18 protein-coding genes and 1 pseudogene are annotated in these 19,175 nt (G+C 72.6%); 12 read left to right on the forward strand and 7 right to left on the reverse strand.

Annotation, left to right across the window (positions count from 1 at the left end; genetic code table 11):
- Positions 1-150: 150 nt before the first annotated feature.
- Positions 151-579 (reverse strand): methylmalonyl-CoA epimerase, encoded by a 429-nt coding sequence (gene mce, locus AMK10_RS05515; protein WP_073745303.1) that lies wholly within the window; start codon positions 577-579, stop codon positions 151-153.
- A gap of 134 nt (positions 580-713) precedes the next feature.
- Here mce and AMK10_RS05520 point away from each other — a divergent pair, with 134 nt between their 5' ends.
- The 4 genes from AMK10_RS05520 to AMK10_RS05535 all read left to right on the forward strand — a co-directional run bounded on the left by AMK10_RS05520 (position 714) and on the right by AMK10_RS05535 (position 7,791).
- The gene (locus AMK10_RS05520) at positions 714-1,916 is read left to right on the forward strand and encodes an acetyl-CoA C-acetyltransferase (protein WP_073745304.1); all 1,203 of its coding nucleotides are present in this window, start codon (positions 714-716) and stop codon (positions 1,914-1,916) included.
- A 28-nt stretch (positions 1,917-1,944) separates the two neighbouring features.
- The gene (gene meaB / locus AMK10_RS05525; protein ID WP_073745305.1) at positions 1,945-2,907 is read left to right on the forward strand and encodes a methylmalonyl Co-A mutase-associated GTPase MeaB; all 963 of its coding nucleotides are present in this window, start codon (positions 1,945-1,947) and stop codon (positions 2,905-2,907) included.
- Positions 2,908-3,094: 187 nt separating this feature from the next.
- A complete protein-coding gene (locus tag AMK10_RS05530) occupies positions 3,095-5,533 on the forward strand; it encodes a serine/threonine-protein kinase (RefSeq protein WP_073745306.1) in 2,439 nt (812 codons plus the stop codon).
- Positions 5,530-7,791, forward strand: coding sequence for a protein kinase domain-containing protein (locus tag AMK10_RS05535; RefSeq protein ID WP_073745307.1), 2,262 nt, complete (start codon positions 5,530-5,532; stop codon positions 7,789-7,791). Before AMK10_RS05530 ends, AMK10_RS05535 begins: the two co-directional genes overlap by 4 nt.
- A gap of 51 nt (positions 7,792-7,842) precedes the next feature.
- On the opposite strand, the gene AMK10_RS05540 is transcribed toward AMK10_RS05535, so the two are convergent.
- Positions 7,843-8,460, reverse strand: a complete 618-nt coding sequence (locus AMK10_RS05540) for a PepSY domain-containing protein (RefSeq protein ID WP_073745308.1) — start codon at positions 8,458-8,460, stop codon at positions 7,843-7,845.
- Between the two features lie 118 nt (positions 8,461-8,578).
- Between AMK10_RS05540 and AMK10_RS05545 the strand changes: the two genes are divergently transcribed.
- Positions 8,579-9,238, forward strand: coding sequence for a response regulator transcription factor (locus AMK10_RS05545; RefSeq protein ID WP_073745309.1), 660 nt, complete (start codon positions 8,579-8,581; stop codon positions 9,236-9,238).
- Positions 9,235-10,683, forward strand: coding sequence for a sensor histidine kinase (locus AMK10_RS05550; RefSeq protein WP_073745310.1), 1,449 nt, complete (start codon positions 9,235-9,237; stop codon positions 10,681-10,683). The genes AMK10_RS05545 and AMK10_RS05550 overlap by 4 nt, the downstream gene beginning before the upstream one ends.
- 12 nt (positions 10,684-10,695) lie before the next feature.
- On the opposite strand, the gene AMK10_RS05555 is transcribed toward AMK10_RS05550, so the two are convergent.
- From AMK10_RS05555 to AMK10_RS05570, 4 genes are all read right to left on the reverse strand, one after another.
- Complete coding sequence (locus tag AMK10_RS05555; RefSeq protein WP_073745311.1) at positions 10,696-11,172, reverse strand: MarR family winged helix-turn-helix transcriptional regulator; 477 nt, start codon at positions 11,170-11,172, stop codon at positions 10,696-10,698.
- 95 nt (positions 11,173-11,267) lie between these two features.
- Complete coding sequence (locus tag AMK10_RS05560) at positions 11,268-12,044, reverse strand: AIM24 family protein (protein WP_073745312.1); 777 nt, start codon at positions 12,042-12,044, stop codon at positions 11,268-11,270.
- A complete protein-coding gene (locus AMK10_RS05565) occupies positions 12,041-12,691 on the reverse strand; it encodes an AIM24 family protein (RefSeq protein WP_073745313.1) in 651 nt (216 codons plus the stop codon). Before AMK10_RS05565 ends, AMK10_RS05560 begins: the two co-directional genes overlap by 4 nt.
- Positions 12,691-13,323, reverse strand: a complete 633-nt coding sequence (locus AMK10_RS05570; RefSeq protein ID WP_073745314.1) for an AIM24 family protein — start codon at positions 13,321-13,323, stop codon at positions 12,691-12,693. Before AMK10_RS05570 ends, AMK10_RS05565 begins: the two co-directional genes overlap by 1 nt.
- A gap of 209 nt (positions 13,324-13,532) precedes the next feature.
- Between AMK10_RS05570 and AMK10_RS05575 the strand changes: the two genes are divergently transcribed.
- The 3 genes from AMK10_RS05575 to AMK10_RS05585 all read left to right on the forward strand — a co-directional run bounded on the left by AMK10_RS05575 (position 13,533) and on the right by AMK10_RS05585 (position 15,736).
- Positions 13,533-13,883, forward strand: coding sequence for a DUF3817 domain-containing protein (locus AMK10_RS05575; RefSeq protein WP_073745315.1), 351 nt, complete (start codon positions 13,533-13,535; stop codon positions 13,881-13,883).
- A complete protein-coding gene (locus tag AMK10_RS05580; RefSeq protein ID WP_073745316.1) occupies positions 13,880-14,173 on the forward strand; it encodes an MTH1187 family thiamine-binding protein in 294 nt (97 codons plus the stop codon). Before AMK10_RS05575 ends, AMK10_RS05580 begins: the two co-directional genes overlap by 4 nt.
- A gap of 255 nt (positions 14,174-14,428) precedes the next feature.
- Positions 14,429-15,736 (forward strand): hypothetical protein, encoded by a 1,308-nt coding sequence (locus AMK10_RS05585; RefSeq protein WP_073745317.1) that lies wholly within the window; start codon positions 14,429-14,431, stop codon positions 15,734-15,736.
- 5 nt (positions 15,737-15,741) lie between these two features.
- On the opposite strand, the gene AMK10_RS05590 is transcribed toward AMK10_RS05585, so the two are convergent.
- A complete protein-coding gene (locus AMK10_RS05590) occupies positions 15,742-16,728 on the reverse strand; it encodes an ArsR/SmtB family transcription factor (protein ID WP_073745318.1) in 987 nt (328 codons plus the stop codon).
- Positions 16,729-16,797: 69 nt separating this feature from the next.
- Here AMK10_RS05590 and AMK10_RS05595 point away from each other — a divergent pair.
- The 3 genes and pseudogenes from AMK10_RS05595 (at position 16,798) to AMK10_RS05605 (ending at position 19,113) form a co-directional block, all read left to right on the forward strand.
- Positions 16,798-18,169: pseudogene (locus AMK10_RS05595) on the forward strand (MFS transporter).
- A gap of 9 nt (positions 18,170-18,178) precedes the next feature.
- On the forward strand, positions 18,179-18,691 hold the full coding sequence (locus AMK10_RS05600) for a MarR family winged helix-turn-helix transcriptional regulator (protein WP_073745321.1): 513 nt from the start codon (positions 18,179-18,181) through the stop codon (positions 18,689-18,691).
- A gap of 89 nt (positions 18,692-18,780) precedes the next feature.
- A complete protein-coding gene (locus AMK10_RS05605; protein ID WP_073745323.1) occupies positions 18,781-19,113 on the forward strand; it encodes a DUF3817 domain-containing protein in 333 nt (110 codons plus the stop codon).
- Positions 19,114-19,175: the final 62 nt, after the last annotated feature.

Raw genomic sequence — 19,175 nt, forward strand, 5'->3', positions numbered from 1 at the left:
CAACCCTGGTCGCAATTCTCCATGCGAGTACCGCTCGCCGGCGAACGGTCCCCCGGGGAATGGTGACAGATCAACGGCGAGGACGCGGCACGGCCCCGACCCGGCCCCGGCCCGGAACCGCCCACTCTACCGGGCCGGGTATCGGTCGGGTCAGTGCTCCGTCGCCGAGGTGACCAGTTCGGTCAGGACGCCGTGGCAGTCCTTGGGGTGCAGGAAGGTGATCCGGGAGCCCATGGACCCCGTCCTGGGCTCGTCGTACAGCACCCGGACGCCCTTCTCGCGGATGTCCGCGGCGTCCGCGTCGACGTTCGCGGTCCCGAAGGCGATGTGGTGCACGCCCTCACCATTCTTTGCCAGCCACTTGCCGACGGCCGAATCCTCGCGGGTCGGTTCGAGCAGCTGGAGGTAGGAAGCCCCGCCGTCCGAGGTGCCGTTGATCTTCAGCATGGCCTCCCGGACGCCCTGCTCCTCGTTGATCTCCGAGTGGTACACCTCGAAGCCGTACGTCGCGCGATAGAACTCCACCGTCTTGTCGAGGTCGAAACAGGCGATTCCGATGTGGTCGATTCGCGTCAGCATGGAACCAGTGCAGCGCCCCGGCGATGGTTACGCAACGTGCGCGCGATCACACCGACAGCCGGATGACGGGTGCCGTACCGCTCAGTACATTCAGGTAAACCCTCGTTCACAACCAAACCAAGGGGCTGCGCCTCATGTCAGGAACGACCGGAACCACCTCAGTGATCGTCGCGGGCGCCAGGACGCCCATGGGCCGGCTTCTCGGCTCGCTGAAGAGCTTCTCCGGGGCCGACCTCGGAGGCGTCGCCATCAAGGCAGCGCTGGACCGGGCCGGCATCGGCGGCGACCAGGTCGAGTACGTGATCATGGGCCAGGTGCTCCAGGCCGGGGCAGGGCAGATCCCGGCACGCCAGGCCGCTGTCAAGGCCGGAATCCCGCTGAACGTCCCGGCGCTCACCGTCAACAAGGTGTGCCTCTCGGGTCTCGACGCGATCGCGCTCGCGGACCAGCTGATCCGCGCCGGCGAGTTCGACGTCGTGGTGGCCGGCGGCCAGGAGTCCATGACCAACGCCCCGCACCTGCTGCCGAAGTCCCGTGAGGGATACAAGTACGGCGCGGTCGAGGTGCTCGACTCCATGGCGTACGACGGCCTGACCGACGCCTACGAGAACATCCCGATGGGCGAGTCCACCGAGAAGCACAACACCCGCCTCGGCCTGGCCCGCGCCGAGCAGGACGAGATCGGCGCCCTCTCCCACCAGCGCGCCGCCGCCGCCCAGAAGAACGGGATCTTCGAGGCCGAGATCACCCCGGTCGAGATTCCGCAGCGCAAGGGCGACCCGGTCCTCTTCTCCAAGGACGAGGGCATCCGCCCCGAGACGACCGCCGAGTCCCTCGGGAAGCTGCGCCCTGCCTTCACCAAGGACGGCACGATCACGGCGGGCACCTCCTCGCAGATCTCCGACGGCGCCGCCGCCGTCGTCGTCATGAGCAAGGCCAAGGCCGAGGAGCTGGGCCTGGAGTGGATCGCCGAGATCGGCGCCCACGGCAATGTGGCGGGCCCGGACAACTCGCTCCAGTCGCAGCCGTCCAACGCCATCCGGCACGCCCTGAAGAAGGAGGGCATCGGCGTCGAGGACCTCGACCTCATCGAGATCAACGAGGCCTTCGCCGCCGTCGCGGTCCAGTCGATGAAGGACCTCGGCGTCACCTCCGACAAGGTCAACGTCAACGGTGGCGCGATCGCCCTCGGCCACCCCATCGGCATGTCCGGCGCCCGTGTGGTGCTGCACCTGGCGCTGGAGCTGAAGCGGCGCGGCGGCGGCACCGGGGCGGCGGCGCTGTGCGGCGGCGGCGGTCAGGGCGACGCGTTGATCATCCGCGTACCGGGCAAGTAGTCGGTACGGGCGAGCGAGGAGGCCGAGCGTGAAGGTGGACGTCCCCACCCTGGTCGAGCAGGCACGAGAAGGCAGGCCACGTGCGGTGGCCCGGCTCATCTCCCTGGTGGAGGGGGCCTCGCCGCAGCTGCGCGAGGTGATGGCCGCCCTGGCACCGCTGGCGGGCCGCGCCTACGTCGTCGGCCTGACCGGATCGCCGGGTGTCGGCAAGTCCACCTCCACCTCGGCGCTGGTCTCCGCCTACCGCAAGGCCGGCAAGCGGGTCGGGGTGCTGGCCGTCGACCCGTCGTCGCCGTTCTCCGGGGGCGCGCTCCTCGGGGACCGGGTCCGGATGTCGGAGCACGCCTCCGACCCGGGCGTCTACATCCGCTCGATGGCCACCCGCGGCCATCTGGGCGGGCTCGCCTGGTCGGCGCCGCAGGCCATCCGGGTGCTGGACGCGGCGGGCTGCGACGTGATCCTGGTGGAGACGGTCGGGGTCGGCCAGTCGGAGGTGGAGATCGCCTCCCAGGCCGACACCTCCGTCGTCCTCCTCGCCCCCGGCATGGGTGACGGCATCCAGGCGGCGAAGGCCGGAATCCTGGAGATCGGCGACGTCTACGTCGTGAACAAGGCCGACCGGGACGGAGCGGACGCCACCGCCCGCGAGCTCAACCACATGCTGGGCCTGGGCGAGTCCCGGGGGCCCGGCGACTGGCGGCCGCCGATCGTGAAGACGGTCGCCGCCCGGGGCGAGGGCATCGACGAGGTCGTCGAGGCGCTCGAGAAGCACCGGGCGTGGATGGAGGAGCACGGCGTCCTGGACGAGCGGCGCACGGCGCGCGCCGCCCGCGAGGTCGAGACGATCGCCGTCACCGCGCTCCGGGAACGGATCGCCGATCTGCACGGCGACCGCCGGCTGGACTCCCTCGCCGAGCGGATCGTGGCCGGCGGCCTCGACCCGTACGCGGCGGCGGACGAGCTGGTCGCGGGTCTCACCAACGGGAACTGACGGCCCCCGGGCGGTGTGCGGGCCGCCCGGGGACCGTGCGGCGGCGCACCCCGCCCCTCCGGGCCGAGGGCGCGGGGTGCGCCGCTCCGTCCGGCCGTCTCCCCAACCGCGGCTGACGGGGCGTGAGAACATGCGGCGGAAGGGTGTGTGGGGTGCGCACCCGGAGCCGGGCACATCGGGGGGATGCATGCTGGGGCCGCTGCGCGAGGACTCGCCGAGACACATCGGGCCCTACACGGTGCTGGCCAGGCTCGGTGCGGGCGGCATGGGAGAGGTCTTCCTCGGGCTCCGTGAGTACTCCGGGGAGCCCGGCGGGCACCCGGCTCCCGTCGCGGTCAAGACGGTCCGCCGCGACGTCGCCCAGGACCCCGGGTTCAGGCAGCGCTTCCGACGCGAGACCGAGGTCGCCCGGTCGGTGACCGGCCCCGCCCTCGCCCCGGTCCTGGACGCCGACGCCGACGCGGACGTGCCCTGGCTCGCCACCGGCTATGTCGCGGGCCCCACCCTGTCGGCCGCGGTACGCCGTTCGGGCGCCCTGGACGAGGAAGAGGTCCGCAAGCTCGGGGCCGAGCTCGCCCGCGCTCTGGAGACCGTCCACGCCGCCGGTGTGGTGCACCGGGACGTGAAGCCCGGCAACGTCCTGCTCGCCGCGGACGGGCCCCGTCTGATCGACTTCGGGATCGCCCGGGGCGCGGGCGCCACCCCGCTCACGACCACCAGCCGGATGATCGGCAGCCCCGCCTTCATGTCCCCGGAGCACGTGGCGGGCAGCGGACGTGTGGCGCCGACGTCCGACGTCTTCTGCCTCGCGTCCGTCCTGTGCTTCGCCGCCACCGGCCGTGACCCGTTCGGCGACGGTCCGGTGGCCGCGGTGCTGTACCGCGTGAAGTACGTCGAGGCGGACCTCGACGGCGTACCGGACGCCCTGCGCGCGGTGCTCCAGGACTGCCTGGTGGCCGACCCCGCCGCCCGCCCCACCCCCGCGGACCTCGCCGCCCGCCTCGCCCCGGAGGGCTCGGTGCGGTGGCCGGACCCGGTCGCGGCCCACATCGGAGAGTACGAGCGTGAGCTGGCGTCCGTACGGGCGCTGGGAGAGCCGCTGCTTCCCGGGTACACCCCGACCGAGGCGGCGACGGGCAGCCGGACGCCGGCCGACCAGCTGCCCACCCAGGGACCCGGGCTGCCGCCGCCCGCCGCTCCCGCCCGTCCCGCCCGCCGCCGTCGTGCTCTCTTCGGCGCGGCGCTGGCCGGCGTCGTCCTGGCCGGGGTCGTCACGGGCGCTCTGCTGGGGCTGCGGGACGACGGTGGCGGGGGCGGGGGAGGGGACGCCGGGGGCGGGAGGACACCGGCCCGGATCGTGGCGGGCGTCGACACGGGCGGGGGGCCCGACGGATCCGGCACCGTGTCCTACGGCCGCGACGTCCTCCCGACCGGGTGGAAGCCCTGGAAGGGCGCGTTCACCGGCACACCGCTCGGCTGCGCGGCGGGCCGGGACGTGCTGGTGTGCCGTCTGACGGACGGTTCCTACGAGGCGGTGTCGGCAGCCGACGGCAAGCGGCTGTGGGAGTACGCGGCGGCCGAGGAGGAGGGCGACGCGAGGATCAGCCCCACCGGGCAGTTCTTCATGCCCGGCGGATCCACCCGGCCTGCCGTCCACGACGATTCCGTGTACTTCGCCACCGGAAACCGGCTCGTCTCGCTGGATGCTCCGACCGGTAAGCCCCGCTGGGACGTCCGGTCCGGCGGGGCGTACCTGCTGGAGAGTGCTCCGCTCGTCTCCGACGGGCTGGTGTTCGCGAACATCGGTGACCTGCCCGACGGTTCGGAGATCGCCGCCTTCGACCTGGCGACCGGCAAGCAGGTCTGGCGGAAGCCCCTCGTCGCCCAGGAGCTGGCCCAGGCGCAGCAGGACAACTTCTGGCCGCTCGCGGTCGGGGACGGGGTGCTCTACATCCGCAACGAGGAGGGGCTGCGGGCTCTGCGGACGAAGGACGGGGCCGAACTGGGCCGGATGACCGACGAGGACACCCGGTGCCGGGGGGCGCTGGCGCGTCCCCGCCTCGTGTTCTGCGGCTCGTACGACGACGGTGACGCCATGCTGAACCGGCTCGAGGCGGGCTCCCTGGAGGTCGACGGACAGTTCTCCGTGCCGTCCGTCGAACCCAACGAGGCGCCCCTGGTGGCCGTCGACGATCACGTGGCTGTCGTCGTGCGCGGCGCCCTTCCCTGGGAGGACGATCCCGGAGGCCCGGAGATCCTCCTGATGAGGCGGGACAGCGGCAAGGTGCTGGGGCGCTACCCGCTCGACAAGAGGATCGCGGGGACCCCGACCAACCCGGCGTCGGTTCCGGTGATCATCGAGGACACCCTCGTCTGGGCGGACACCACGACGCTGTACAGCGTCGCGCTGAACGGCGGAGCCGAGCCGGGCCCGGTCCGCCGGACCGCTCTCGCGGGTGCGCCCGGACCTGTCGCCGAGGAGGAGTACGACATGCTCGAATGGGGGCTCCTGATGAGCAAGGAGATCCTGCCGCCCGAGGTCCTGCCCACCGGGGGTGCCGTCCACGTCGTCTACCACCAGGGCACCGTCCTCTCCGTCGCACTGCCCGGCCCGGGCTCCTCGTGATCGGGCCCCTGCCCCCCGGAAGCCGCACTCGCATCGGCCCGTACCGGCTCCTGGGGCTGCTCGGCGCGGGAGGCATGGGCGAGGTGTACCTGGCACGGGCGGACGACGCCCCGGTGGTTCCCGGTGCCCCGCTCGCCGGACTGGTCGCCCTCAAGACCGTGCTCGCCGGGCTCGACCTCGACGACGGCTTCCGGATCCGCTTCCGCAGGGAGATCGCGGCGGCCGGCGCCGTGCGCAGCCCGCACTCGGCGGCCCTCGTGGCGGGGGACGCCACCGGGGCGACGCCCTGGCTCGCCACCGAGTACGTCCCCGGCCCGTCGCTCGCCGAAGCGGTCTCCCGCACCGGCCCGCTGCCCGAGGCCGTGGTCCGGGCCGCCGGTTCGCGCCTCGCCCTGGCACTCGCCGACATGCACGCCGTCCGGGTGCTGCACCGCGACCTCAAGCCGGGCAACGTCCTGCTGGGCGCCGACGGGCCGAAGGTCATCGACTTCGGGATCGCCCAGGCCTTCGAGGCCACCCAGCTGACCCGGACCGGGGTGGTGGTCGGCAGTCCCGGCTACATCTCGCCGGAACACGTCAACGGCTCGACGGCGCTGGTCCCGGCCTCCGACGTGTTCTGCCTGGGCGCCGTGCTCGCCTACGCCGCGACCGGGCGCGGACCGTTCGACGACTCCGACATGGCGGCGGTGATCTTCCGGATCGCCAACGGGGAGCCCGAACTGGACTCCGTACCGGCCGGGCTGCGCGGCGTGATCGAGCAGTGCCTCAGCAGCCGCCCCGAGGACCGGCCGGAGCCCGCGGAGCTGGCCCGGCTGCTCATGCCGGAGGCCCTGCCCGAGCGGTTCCCGTGGAACGCCGGGGTGGAGCAGCAGCTCGTCGCCCACGCGGCGGCTGCCGCGGCCTGTGTCGACGAGGCCGGGGCCACGGTCGCACCCGGGCCGGTCCACCCGGCCGCGTACGTGCCCACCGAGGTCCCCGCAGCCCCCGACCGGGGCCCCGGGCGACGGCCACGCCGCTGGTGGCCGGTGCTCGCGGCGGTGGTCGGCGCGGTCGGTGTGGTCCTCGGTGTCGTCCTGCTGCCGGGCCTCTTCGACGGTGAGGGCGGCAGCCCCCCGGCCGCGGGCGGCGGAGCCACGTCGCCGCGGCCCTCGGCGTCCCGGGCCGGGGGTCCGGGCGTGGTGGTCCCCGACGCGGATGCCGGGCGCACGGGTGACTTCGGGACCCGGGGTGCGGACGAGGACTTCCGCCCGGCGGGCTGGCGGCCCTGGAAGCAGGGGAAGAAGGTCGCCGAGAACGGATGCGTCCTGGCGGGCTCCGTTCTCGTCTGCTCGGGCGGCCCGGGTGTCACCGCCCTGGACGCCTCCTCCGGCGAGCAGCTGTGGAACGTGCCGGAACCGGCCTCCGGGGCGACGCCCGGCACGGCGGGCCACTCGATCGCCGCCGTCGAGGCGGGCACCGTCTACGCGTTCATGGGCGACGCGCTCGTCGGACTGAGCGTCGAGGCCGGCAAGGAGGTGTGGCGCAAGGCGCTGCCGGACGGGTACATCGGGATGGGGCCCGTGTACGCGGACGGAGTCCTCTACTACGTCGCACAGCGGGAGGGAGGCAGCGCCGGCACGCTCGTCGCCCAGCAGCTGACGGCCACCCGCCCCGTGAAGTGGCAAAGGCCGTACGCCGAGTTCGACTTCACGCTGATGGCCGGAGGCGGCCGGCTGGTGGCCGTCGGCAGCGGCATCGACGTGTTCGATCCGGACACGGGCAAGCCGCAGGCATGGGACGCCGCCGGGTACACCGGCTGCGGATACCCGGTGCTGACGAAGAAGGAGCTGCTCTGCTCCGGTGAGGACGGGCTCACGGTGCTGGACCTGTCCGACCCGAAGAAGCGCCGCACGATAGCGGAGGGGGTGCCGGTCCGGGTCAAGCCCGCGCTCTCGGGCGACGGCACCGTCGTGGTGTCGACCGGGGTGGAGGCGTACGCCTACGCGCTCGCCGACGGCGAGCAGCTCTGGAACACCGTGGAGAAGTACGACGTGGAGATGGAGATCGGCGATGTGCTGATCTCGGGCCACACCGTGCTGTTCGGCAGCGGGCCGAGTGTCGACGCCTACGAGGTGGACGCGTCGGGGGAGGGCATGCGGGAGACGGACTCGAAGTACTTCGACGGTCCCAGGACCAGCGGGTCCGAGGTGCTCGCCACCGGTGACGTCCTCTTCCTGTCCTTCGACGACGGAACGGTCCTGTCCGGCTTCGCGCCCTGAGGCGGAGTCCGGACAGGACCGCGGCCGGGATCGCCGGCCCCACGGGACGGATCAGTCGTCGTCACCGTCGCTGTCGTCGTCGCGGTCCACGGTGACCTTGCCGCTCCTCGCGTCCACGCGCAGCTCGTGCTGCTTGCCGTCCTTGCCCGTCACGTCGACGTCCCAGCGCGGCGCACCGCGCCTGTCGTCGTCATCGTCGTCGTCCAGGTCCACGGACGTCACCGTGCCGGGCTGCTGGGCGAGTGCCGCCTTCACGGCCGCGTCCAGGGAGACGTCCGCCGAACGGGGCGCGTACCGGTCGCGGTCGTCGTTGCCGTCGTCCTCGCGGTCGGACAGCACCGTGCCGTTCGCGGCGTCGACTGTCACGTCGTGCCAGACCTTGTCCGAGCCGTACACGTCGAGCTCCCAGACCGTACGGGAGCCGTCGTCATCGTCCAGCTCGGCCTCGGTGACCGTGCCGGGGACGGCCTTCAGCGCGGCGCCGACGGCCTGGTCGACGGTGGTGCCTCCGGCAGGCTGCTCCCCGGTGCCGCCCGCCGGCTGTCCGGCCCCGGCCGTCCGGTCGTCCTTCGTCCCGCCGTCGGAGTCCGCGAACGCGGCGGTGGTGACGAGTCCGCCGCCGACGAGTACGGCCGCGGTGAGGGCGGCGATGGCGATGTTGCGCTTCATGGTGGTTCCTCCCCGATGGGATGTGCGGTGCGACGGGAACCACACTGGCCCGGCGATGCTGAACGCAGGCTGAAGGCGGCTGAAGGCTTCTTCAGGTTCGGTTTGGGAAGCTGTCCCCATGCGCCTGTTGATCGTGGAGGACGAGAAGCGTCTGGCGACGTCCCTGGCGAGGGGACTCACCGCCGAGGGCTTCGCCGTCGATGTCGTGCACGACGGTCTGGAGGGGCTGCACCTCGCGGGCCAGGGCGTCCACGACCTCGTGGTCCTCGACATCATGCTCCCCGGGATGAACGGTTACCGCGTCTGCGCCGCCCTGCGCGCCGCCGGGCACGAGACGCCGATCCTGATGCTCACCGCGAAGGACGGGGAGTACGACGAGGCGGAGGGCCTCGACACCGGCGCCGACGACTATCTGACCAAACCGTTCTCGTACGTCGTGCTCGTCGCCAGGATCCGGGCGCTGCTGCGCCGCCGGGGCGGTTCCGCGTCGCCGGTGCTGAGCGCGGGCACGCTGCGGATGGACACCGCCGCCCGCCGGGTGCACCGGGGCGAGGACGAGATCACGCTCACGGCCAAGGAGTTCGCCGTACTGGAACAGCTCGTGCGGCGCGCGGGCGAGGTGGTCAGCAAAGCGGAGATCCTCGAGCACGTCTGGGACTTCGCGTACGACGGCGACCCGAACATCGTCGAGGTCTACATCAGCACCCTGCGCCGCAAGCTCGGCGCCGCGTCGATCCGTACGGTACGCGGCGCGGGCTACCGGCTGGAGGCGCTGTGAGGTCCGTACGCGCCAGGGCCTCGATCGGCGCCACGCTGGTCGTCGCCGTCGCCCTGATCGCCGCGGGACTGGCCGTCCTGGCGGTGCTGCGCGGCAATCTGACGGACCGGGCGGGCCTGGAGGCGGAGGTCGCCGCCCGCGAGGTGGCGGGACAGATCGCCCTGGGGGTGCCCTACGCGGATCTGGACATGGGCGACGAGGACACCCATCCCGTCCAGGTGACCGACGAGGAGGGGCGCGTGGTGGCCGCGTCCGAGGAGCTGGAGGCGATCACGGGGACGGGCGCGGCCGGGGTGGTGCCGGCCCCCTCCGCTCCGGTGCCGAGCCCGGGCGACGACGACCACGGCGACGACGATGACGACGACCCGGCCCGCAGCCAGGTCTCCTCCGGGACACCGGACTTCGCCAACGGCACGGCCACCGTCGACGGGGAGCACGGGGACTACCGCTTCGCCGCCGTCGAGGTCACCACGGCGCGCGACGTCACCCTGACCGTCCACGCGGGAGCCCCGCTCGCGGCCGAACAGGAGGCCGTGGACACCGTACGGACCGCCATGCTGACCGGGCTGCCGCTCATGCTGCTCGTCGTCGCCGGGGTGACCTGGCTGGTCACCGGGCGCGCGCTGCGCCCGGTGGAGGGCATCCGGCGGGAGCTGTCCGCGATCACCGCGTCCGAGGACCTCGGCCGCCGGGTGCCGGAGCCGGACTCGCGCGACGAGATCGCACGGCTGGCCCGGACGACCAACGAGACCCTGACGGTGCTGGAGGCGTCGGTGGACCGGCAGCGGCGCTTCGTCGCCGACGCCTCGCACGAACTGCGCAGCCCGATCGCCTCGTTGCGCACGCAGCTGGAGGTGGGAGCGGCCCACCCGGAGCTGCTGGACGTGCCCGGCGCGGTCGCCGACACCGTACGGCTGCAGGTGCTGGCCGCCGATCTGCTGCTGCTGGCCCGGCTGGACGCGGGGGAGCGGCCGGGGAGCGCCGCGGTCGATCTGGGGGCGCTGGTGCGCGAGGAGGTCTCCCAGCGGGCCGGGGACCGGATCGTGCCCGAGGTGACCGTCGCGGACACCGGGGCGCTCGAAGTGGCCGGATCGCGGGGGCAGTTGGCGCGGGTCGTCGGCAATCTGCTGGACAACGCCGAGCGTCACGCGGAGCGTTCGGTCGCCGTCTCGGTGAGGGCGGAGGCGGGTGCGGTCCTCGTGGAGGTCACCGACGACGGGAGCGGTGTGCCCGAGGCCGAGCGGGAGCGCGTCTTCGAGCGCTTCGTACGGCTGGACGACGCGCGCGGCCGGGACGACGGCGGAGCCGGGCTGGGACTGGCCATCGCCCGGGACGTCGCCGACCGCCACGGCGGGACGCTCACGGTGGGCACGGCGCCGGGAGGCGGGGCATGCTTCACCCTGAGGCTGCCGGTGCCGTCCGGGACGGACCCCGGGCGGGGCTGAGGCCCTTGCCCGCTACGGCTTGCCGCGCCGGCCGCGCAGATGGTCCGCGATCGGGGTCAGCGCCGAGTGCAGCGCGTCGAGCTGATCGGGGGAGAGCAGGTCCATGAAGTGCCTCCGGACCGACTCGACATGGTGCGGAGCCACCTTGCGCATCGTCTCCGCGCCGGTGTCCGTGAGGACGGCGAACAGTCCGCGCCGGTCCGACTCGCAGTGCTGGCGCCGTACGAACCCGGCGTTCTCCATGCGGGTGATCTGGTGCGAGAGCCTGCTCTTGGACTGAAGGGTGGCGGCCGCGAGATCGCTCATCCGCATCCGCTGGTCGTCCGACTCGGAGAGATTGACGAGGATCTCGTAGTCGTTCATGGTCAGTCCGAACGGCTGGAGGTCCTTCTCCAGCTGATGTGTCAGCAGCCTGCTGACGTCCAGGTGGGTGCGCCAGGCGCACTGCTCGGCATCGGTAAGCCAGCGGGTGGCCGTCTCGGTCTCCATGTATGAATTCTACCTAAGAAGTTGAAAGACGGACGAAGTGAGGGAGTGTGACACCCCGCACGTACGGCCGGGTGTCACACTCCGCAGACTACCGTTCACAGTCCGAAGCGTCGTTGGAGGTCCCCCAGCTGACCAGGCATGCGGGGTGTGGAGCCGTGTTGACCCCCGGCCCCGGGACCGCCTCCGGGCACCCCCGGCTGGTTCGGGACGGCGCCCGTCGCCTGCTCCGGCATGAGCAGCTCGGTCGACTGGAGCAGCACCGTGCCGGCTCCGGCGAACTCGAACTGGTGCTCCTCGCCGGAGGTGCCGCCGATCCCGGTCAGCGAGCGCAGCCCGCCCATCACGCCCGTCATGTAGCCGTGGTCGTAGTGGTGGCACGGGGAGGGGCAGTCCGCCCAGCCCACCAGCGCCTGCGGGTCCACCCGCAGCGGCGGCTCCATGAAGACCACCGGGCCGTTGGACGCGGCGACGAACTTCCCCGTACCGATCAGGGTCAGGAAGCCCGGCACGATCGACTGCTTCAGCGCCAGCGTCGGCTGGTAGGCCAGCAGATTGCCGGACCGGATCGTCAGATTGCCCTCCTCCAGGTCGAAGGAGTTCACATCGAAGGCCCGGTCCGCGAGGAGCATCTTCCCGCTGCCCTCGGCCACCACCCAGTCGCTCGCGTGCAGCGGGGAGTGGAAGCTCGTGCGGATCAGCCGCTCGAAGCGGCCGTGCCCGATGCCGTTGAAGTCGATCTGCCCGTAGTAGGCGATCATCTTGCCCTTCTGGAGGAACCACTGGCTCCCCTTGAGCTCCACGCAGAAGGTGTACGCGTTGACGTTGTCGTCCGACGGCAGCGTCATCGGGTCGAAAATCACCGGCGTGCTCACAGCTTCTCCTCCGACGCCTGGACGTACACCGCTCCGTTGCCGCTGAGCTCCAGCTGGAACGCCTCGCCGGAACCGCGCCCCACCATGTCGCGCCAGCCGAGCGCGGTGGACAGCTTGTTGGTCACCTCGCCGTGGTGGGCGACGTACGCCTGCGGGTCCACATGGACCGGCCTGCCGGGTGTGATCGGGAGCTCGATCACCCCGCCGTGCGCCATCACGGCCACCGCGCCGTGGCCCTTGAGCGTCGTCGTGAACAGGCCCTGCCCGGTCACCTGGCCGCGCACCATGCCCATCACCCCGCCCTGCGAGCCCATGAACATCGTGCCCTGGGTGAGCGTCCCGTCGAAGGCGAGCAGCCGGTCGGCCTCCACGTAGAGGGTGTCGCCGGCCAGGTTGATCACCTGGATGTGGTGGCCCCCGTGGCCGAACATCACGGTGCCGCTGCCTTCGACCGTCATCAGCGGGGTCGCCTCGTTGGCCACCCGCCGCCCGATCATCGACCCCAGGCCGCCCTGTCCGCCCTGGATGTTCGGGGTGAACGAGACGTCGCCGCGGTACGCGAGCATCGCGCCGCGCTGGCTGTACATCTTCTGGCCCGGCCCGACCTGGGCCTCGACCATCTTCGAGTTGATCTCACGGAACGGCATCAGACATCGCCCCCGACGGTGTTCCGCTCGCTGGGCTGCACATAGACGAGCCCGTCGCCCTCGAAGCGGATCTGGAAGGACTCGCCGGAGCCCTCGCCCATGAGGGTCCGGAAGTTCACCCCGGACTGGAAGTGCTGCTGAAGCCTGCCCTGGTGGGCTATGTAGGCGCCGGGGTCGACGTTCAGCGGGTACTGGGGTGTCACCCGCAGCACCACGGCCGAGCCGTCCGACATGATCGCCGCCTGGCCGGTGCCCTCGACGGTCGTGGTGAACAGGCCGTTGCCGCTCGCCCCGCCGCGCAGGCCGGTGAAGGAGGTGCCGGTGCGCAGCCCGGCGTCGGTGGCCAGCAGATTGCTGGCCTCGACGTACAGCGTCTCGCCGCGCAGCGAGACGAGGTTGATCTCGCTCGCACGGTCGGCGAAATAGCAGGTGCCCTGCCCCTTCACCTCCATCATCACCATCTGCTCGCCGGTCAGCCGGCGGGTCACCATGCCGCGCAGGCCCTCACCGCCGCCGGACATCTTCTTGAAGGCCATCTGGCCGTCGTACGCGACCATCGAGCCGTTCTTCGCCTTGACGGCATCGCCTGTCAGGTCGACGGCGAGCGTCTTGCTGCCTTGGAGTCGGAACATCGCCACGGTGCGACGTTAGCCGCAGCGCCGCCCCGCGGACAGGGCCCGGCGGCCGATCCCGGCCCTGATACGACCCTGATATGCGCCGATACGTGCCACGGGGGCCCGACGCGGACCCCCCGGCCGGAGGAGCCGGGCGCGATGCCACAATGGCTGTGCTTGTGCCTGCGTTCACAAGCCGACACGCCCCTCCCATCGAAGGTGCCCTCGTGGACATCAAGACCGCTTCCGCCCTGCACCGGCTGCGCCTCATCTCGCTTCCCGAGGCGCTCTCCTTCCCGGCGCTGCTCATCTTCGGCTCGCTGCTCATGCGGGTCTCGGACATCGACTTCCTGATGCCGCCGCTCGGCGCGCTGCACGGCCTGCTCTTCACGATCTACGTGGTGTTCCTGCTCGACGTCTGGGTCAAGGCGAAGTGGCCGCTCAAGCGTGTCGCCCTGTTCTTCCTCCTCGCGGTCGTCCCCTTCGGCGGGCTCTACGGCGAGAAGCTGCTCAAGAAGTACGAGGCCGACGGCGTCATCGCCGCCCGCGCCCGCGCGGAAGGCAAGGTCAACGCATGATCGTCGCCTTCTCCGTCAGCCCGCTGGGCGTCGGTGAGGACGTCGGGGAGTACGTCGCCGACGCCGTCCGCGTCGTCCGCGAGTCCGGGCTGCCCAACCGTACGGACGCGATGTTCACCTCCATCGAGGGCGAGTGGGATGAGGTCATGGCGGTCGTCAAGCGCGCCGTCGCCGCCGTCGAGGCCCGCGCCGGCCGGGTGTCCCTGGTGCTCAAGGCCGACATCCGGCAGGGCGTGACCGACGGCCTGACCTCCAAGGTCGAGACGGTGGAACGCCACCTGGCGGGCTGACGCCCCGTCCGGCCCCCGCCCTACGGACACAGGCCCCCCGCGCCCACCGGCGCCGGGGGCCTTCGCGTGTCCGGGCCCCGCCTCCCGGGTCCGGGCGGGTTCCCGCGTACGCGGCCACGCGCGTCCGGGGGCCTCCCGGGCGCGCGTCCGTCGCGTTCGGGCGAAGAAATGCGCTCGCACGGACCTGCCGGGTCGACAGCTTGCCGAATCTCCCCTTCTGTGGGCGTACCGGCATATTCGACCGTTGGAGGCGCGATGCCGTCGGACAGACTTGACCACGAGCCGCCCGCGGCCGGGTACCGGGTGCGCCACGGCGCCCCCCTCCGCACCGGATGGCGCCGAATACGAGCGGTCTCCCCGCTCGCTTTCGCCCCGGTGCCCGCGGGGCTGCTGCTGCTCCTGCTGGTGCTGCCCGCGCACCGGACGGCCGGGCGTGAGGACGGCGGGGCACTGCTCGTCGCCGACTCCGTGGCGCTGGTCTCCCTCGGCCTCACCGCGCTGCTCGCCCTGTCCTGGCTGGCCCTGACCGCGTACGCCGCGGCGGTCGCCCGGGACCCGGTCCCCATGACGCCGGAGCCCGGCACCAGGGTCGCCTTCCTCGCCGCGTACGTCCCCGGCCGGGAGCCCCTCTCGGCCGTCCGGGCCACCCTGGAGGGCGCCGTACGCATGCGGCACCCCGGGCCGCTGGACGTCTGGCTGCTCGACGAGGGCGACGACCCGGAGGCCAGGATGCTCTGCGCCGAACTGGGCGTGCACCACTTCACCCGCCTCGGGGTGCCCGAGTGGAACACGCAGGACGGCCCGCACCGGGCCGGGAGGGAGCACGGCAACCTCAACGCCTGGATCGCCAAGCACGGTGACGCCTACGACTTCACCGCCTCCGTCGACACCGCGCACATCCCGCTGCCCGGTTTCCTGGAGCGGGCGATGGGCTACTTCCGCGATCCGGACACCGCCTTCGTCGTCGGCCCCTCGGTCCGGGGCGACCAGGACTTCCACGCGCTGGTCCAGCACGCGGGCAACCGCTACGGGACGCCCGTGCTCGCGGGCCCCGGCAGCGTCGTACGCATCACCGCGCTGCGCCAGGCCGGGGGCTTCCAGGGTCCGGCCGCCCGGGAGCCGGTCACCGGCTTCGAGATCCACCGCCACCGCAACCCGCTGACCGGACGCCACTGGCGCTCCGTCCACACCCCGGACGTCCCGGCCGTCGGGCAGGACGCCGGACCTCTGGAGGACCGCTCCGGGGGAGCGCTGCTGCGGCGGTACGGGACGGCGCTGTTCCGGGTGCCGCCCGGCCGGCTCCTCAGCTACACGCTGGTGCTCGTCCACCGGCCCGTGGCGGCCGTCACCTGGCTGCTCGCCGTGCTGAGCTGTCTGTCGGCCGCCGTCCACCCGGCCGCCCGCCCCTGGGCGGTGACCGCGCTGGTGATCGTCCTCGCGCCGGCCGCCGCGCGTTCCTTCGCGCTGCCCCGTGCACGCCGCGTCGCGAAGGGCCGGGCCCCCGTGGTCCGTCCCGTCCAGGACACGGATCACGCGCTCGCCGGACCCGCCGGCGGGAGCTGAGCCGCTCAGGTCTCCTGCGCCGCCAGGGCGATGCCCAGCGGTGTGCGCTCGTACAGCACCTGGTGCCCGTAACGCCGGGAGGTGAGCAGGCCCGCCCCGCGCAGCGCCGAGAGGTGCGCCGACACGGAGGACGGGGCGAGCGAGAGCAGATGCGCGAGCGTGCTCGTCCCGGCCGGTTCCGCGAGCGCGCACAGCACATCGGCACGGGCCCGCCCCAGCAGCCTGGCCAGCGCGTCGGGCGTACGGTCGGCGGACCGCGCCCAGAGCCCGCCGATGCCCCGCGCGGGGTAGATCACCGCGGGCTGCCAGGGAGCCTCGTAGCCGCCCACGACATCCGGCCATACGAAGGCGCTGGGCATCAGCACGAGCCCCTGGCCGCCCAGCGTCCGGCTGTGGTTCCCCCGGGTGCCCACCACGGTCAGGGTCGAGCCGGCCCAGTGCAGTTGCGGGCTGATCTCGCCGAGCAGCCGTTCGAAGCCCACCTCGGCGAGGCGGCGCGAGTGGTACGCGACATCCGCCTCCAGCAGCGCGCGCAGCCGGGGCCAGTGCGGCTCGATCATCACCTGCCAGGCGCGCTCCAGCAGGTCCGCCAGCTCCTGGACCGTCCGTGCCGGGTCGGCCAGCATCCGCCGCCCGGCGGGGGAGTGGGGGCCGCCCGGGGTGTCGGCGAGGGCGAGCGCCATGTCGTCGCGGGCGGTCGCTGGGTCCGTCGCGCGCAGGGCCGCGATCTCCTCGGCGAAGGTGGCGAGCGGCCCCAGCGGAGGCGGGCAGATGAAGTCGGGGTTGTGGCCGCCGTCCGGCATCAGCGCCCACAGCGGCCGGAGGTCCAGCCCGGCGGCGTCCTGCGCGATGCGCCGCAGCCAGGGCAGGTGGTAGCCGTGCCGTCCGGGGCGGTTCAGGGTGCGCACCGCCTCCTGCGTCTCCCAGAGCGGCGAGAGCGCGAAGCGGCAGCGGAGCAGATCACGCTCCTCGAAGTGCAGATGGAACGGCATGGGCCACCCAACTTTCGGCGTCAGACGAAAGTCTACGGGCGAACCCGCCCGAGCCCCCAAGCTGCGTCCATGCCGAGCGACAGCACCACCACGGCGGGCACACCCCGCGACCCGTCCGCCGCCGAGGGACCGTCCCCGGCCCTGCCTCCGGAGCGTGCCTCCTCCGACCCGGGCCACGCTCCGGAGGCAGCTCCACGGCCCGGCGGCCCCGGGGGATACCGCGCGGTCTTCGCCGTACGGGAGTTCAGGGCGGTCTTCGCCGCCCATCTGCTCTCCCTCCTCGGCGTCGTGGTCAGCGAACTGGCGCTCACCGTGCTCGTCTACGACCTCACGGGCTCGCCCCTGCTCTCCGCCCTCACCTTCGCGCTCGGCTTCCTGCCGTACATCGTCGGCGGCACGCTCTTCGCCGGGGTCGCCGACCGCTACCCCGCCCGTCGCGTCCTGGTCACCTGCGACCTGGTCTGCGCCGGCTGCGTCGCCGTGATGGTGTTTCCCGCGACACCCGTCTGGGGGCTCCTCGTGCTGCGCTGCGTGGTGGCCGCCGTGGCGCCCGTCTTCACCGGGACGCGGACGGCCGCCCTCGCCGACATCCTCGGCGAGGGCGATCTCTACGTCCTCGGGCGCTCGCTGCTGCGCCTCGTCTCGCAGAGCGCCCTGCTCGTCGGCTTCGGGGCCGGCGGGGTGCTGCTCGCCGCGCTGTCCCCGCGCGGGGCGATCACGGTCACCGTGCTCACCTTCCTCTGCTCGGCCGCGCTGCTGCGCCTGGGCACCCTGGACCGGCCCGCCCGCACCACCGGGGGCGGCGCGCTGCTCGGGGAGTCGCTCGCCGGGGCCCGCGCCGTCCTGGGGGACCGGCGCGTCCGGGGGCTGCTGCTCCTGTTCTGGGTGCCCGCCTTCTTCGTGGTCGCCCCGGAGGCGCTCGCCGCCCCGTACGCGGACGCGATCGGCGCGGGCCCGGCCGCGCTCGGGCTGCTGATGTGCGCGATGGCCGTCGGGCACATCGGCGCCGAACTGTACGTGGGCACGGCCCTCGGCCCCCGCGCCCGCTCCCGGATCGTCCTGCCGGTGGCCGCCCTCGGGCTGCTGCCGCTGGTGCTCTACGCCTTCCGCCCCGGCATGGCCCTGACCGTCGGAGCCCTCGTGCTGGCCGGGGCCGGTGCGGCGTACGTCATCGGGCTCGACCAGTGGTTCGTCGAGGCGGTGCCCGAGGAGCTGCGGGGCCGGGCCATGACCCTGCTCACCGCCGGTCTGATGACGGTCCAGGGCCTCGGTATGGCCCTCGCGGGACTGGCCGCGGAATTCCTCCCGGTGCACCAGGTGGTCGCGTACTCGGGGGCGATCGGGACCGTCTGCACCCTCCTGCTGATCGTGGAGGTGCGTAGAACGCGTGTCCGGTACCGAAGTGCGAGACAGTGCTGACCGCCATGTGACCAGTGGGTAAGGTCGTCCCGTGCCGAAGCCGCTCAGCCTCCCCTTCGATCCCATCGCCCGCGCCGAGGAACTCTGGCACCGGCGCTGGGGGCCGGTGCCCTCCATGGGCGCGATCACCTCGATCATGCGTGCGCAGCAGATCCTGCTGGCCGAGGTGGACGCGGTGGTCAAACCGTACGGACTGACCTTCGCCCGCTACGAGGCGCTCGTCCTGCTCACCTTCTCGCAGGCCGGTGAGCTGCCGATGTCCAAGATCGGCGAGCGTCTGATGGTGCACCCCACCTCCGTGACGAACACCGTGGACCGACTCGTGCGCTCGGGGCTGGTCGACAAGCGCCCCAACCCCAACGACGGGCGCGGGACGCTCGCCTCCATCACGGACAAGGGCCGCGAGGTCGTCGAGGCGGCCAGCCAGGACCTCATGGCGATGGACTTCGGGCTCGGGGTGTACGACGACGAGGAGTGCGCCGAGATCTTCGCGATGCTCCGGCCGCTGCGGGTGGCGGCCCAGGACTTCGACGACAAGCCCTGACGGGCGGAGCGCCGGGCGCGGAGGCGGGCCGTCCGGTGGGGGCCGGGGCGCCGGAAGATCGCTCCGGCCGTCCGGTTAGGCTCGATGCCATGAAACGCAGCGTGCTGACCCGCTATCGGGTGATGGCCTACGTCACCGCCGTCATGTTGATGATCCTGTGCGTGTGCATGGTCTTCAAGTACGGATTCGACACCGGTGAGGGCCTGACCCTCGTGGTCTCCCAGCTCCACGGTGTCCTCTTCATCATCTACCTGGTCTTCGCCTTCGACCTCGGCTCCAAGGCGAAGTGGCCGGTCGGAAAGCTGCTCTGGGTGCTGATCTCCGGCACGATCCCGACGGCCGCGTTCTTCGTCGAGCGCAAGGTCGTCCGCGAGGTCGAGCCGCTGATCGCCGACGCCGGCCCGCAGGCCGTCAAGGTCTGATCCCCGGGCCGCCGAGGCCCGGTCCGCACGACCCGAACCGCCCCCCGCCTCGCGCCGGGCGG

Origin of the sequence: Streptomyces sp. CB02058 (assembly GCF_001905505.1) — a bacterium.
Taxonomy (GTDB): domain Bacteria; phylum Actinomycetota; class Actinomycetes; order Streptomycetales; family Streptomycetaceae; genus Streptomyces.

Bases quoted from the DNA above. Each gene is read 5' to 3' on its own strand.
- AMK10_RS05590 (WP_073745318.1), bottom strand. From the start codon at position 16,728: ATGCCGTTCCATCTGCACTTCGAGGAGCGTGATCTGCTCCGCTGCCGC.
- AMK10_RS05605 (WP_073745323.1), top strand. From the start codon at position 18,781: ATGAAACGCAGCGTGCTGACCCGCTATCGGGTGATGGCCTACGTCACC.
- AMK10_RS05585 (WP_073745317.1), top strand. From the start codon at position 14,429: ATGCCGTCGGACAGACTTGACCACGAGCCGCCCGCGGCCGGGTACCGG.
- AMK10_RS05570 (WP_073745314.1), bottom strand. From the start codon at position 13,323: ATGTTCCGACTCCAAGGCAGCAAGACGCTCGCCGTCGACCTGACAGGC.
- AMK10_RS05565 (WP_073745313.1), bottom strand. From the start codon at position 12,691: ATGCCGTTCCGTGAGATCAACTCGAAGATGGTCGAGGCCCAGGTCGGG.
- AMK10_RS05520 (WP_073745304.1), top strand. From the start codon at position 714: ATGTCAGGAACGACCGGAACCACCTCAGTGATCGTCGCGGGCGCCAGG.
- AMK10_RS05530 (WP_073745306.1), top strand. From the start codon at position 3,095: ATGCTGGGGCCGCTGCGCGAGGACTCGCCGAGACACATCGGGCCCTAC.
- AMK10_RS05580 (WP_073745316.1), top strand. From the start codon at position 13,880: ATGATCGTCGCCTTCTCCGTCAGCCCGCTGGGCGTCGGTGAGGACGTC.
- mce (WP_073745303.1), bottom strand. From the start codon at position 579: ATGCTGACGCGAATCGACCACATCGGAATCGCCTGTTTCGACCTCGAC.
- AMK10_RS05540 (WP_073745308.1), bottom strand. From the start codon at position 8,460: ATGAAGCGCAACATCGCCATCGCCGCCCTCACCGCGGCCGTACTCGTC.
- AMK10_RS05555 (WP_073745311.1), bottom strand. From the start codon at position 11,172: ATGGAGACCGAGACGGCCACCCGCTGGCTTACCGATGCCGAGCAGTGC.
- AMK10_RS05545 (WP_073745309.1), top strand. From the start codon at position 8,579: ATGCGCCTGTTGATCGTGGAGGACGAGAAGCGTCTGGCGACGTCCCTG.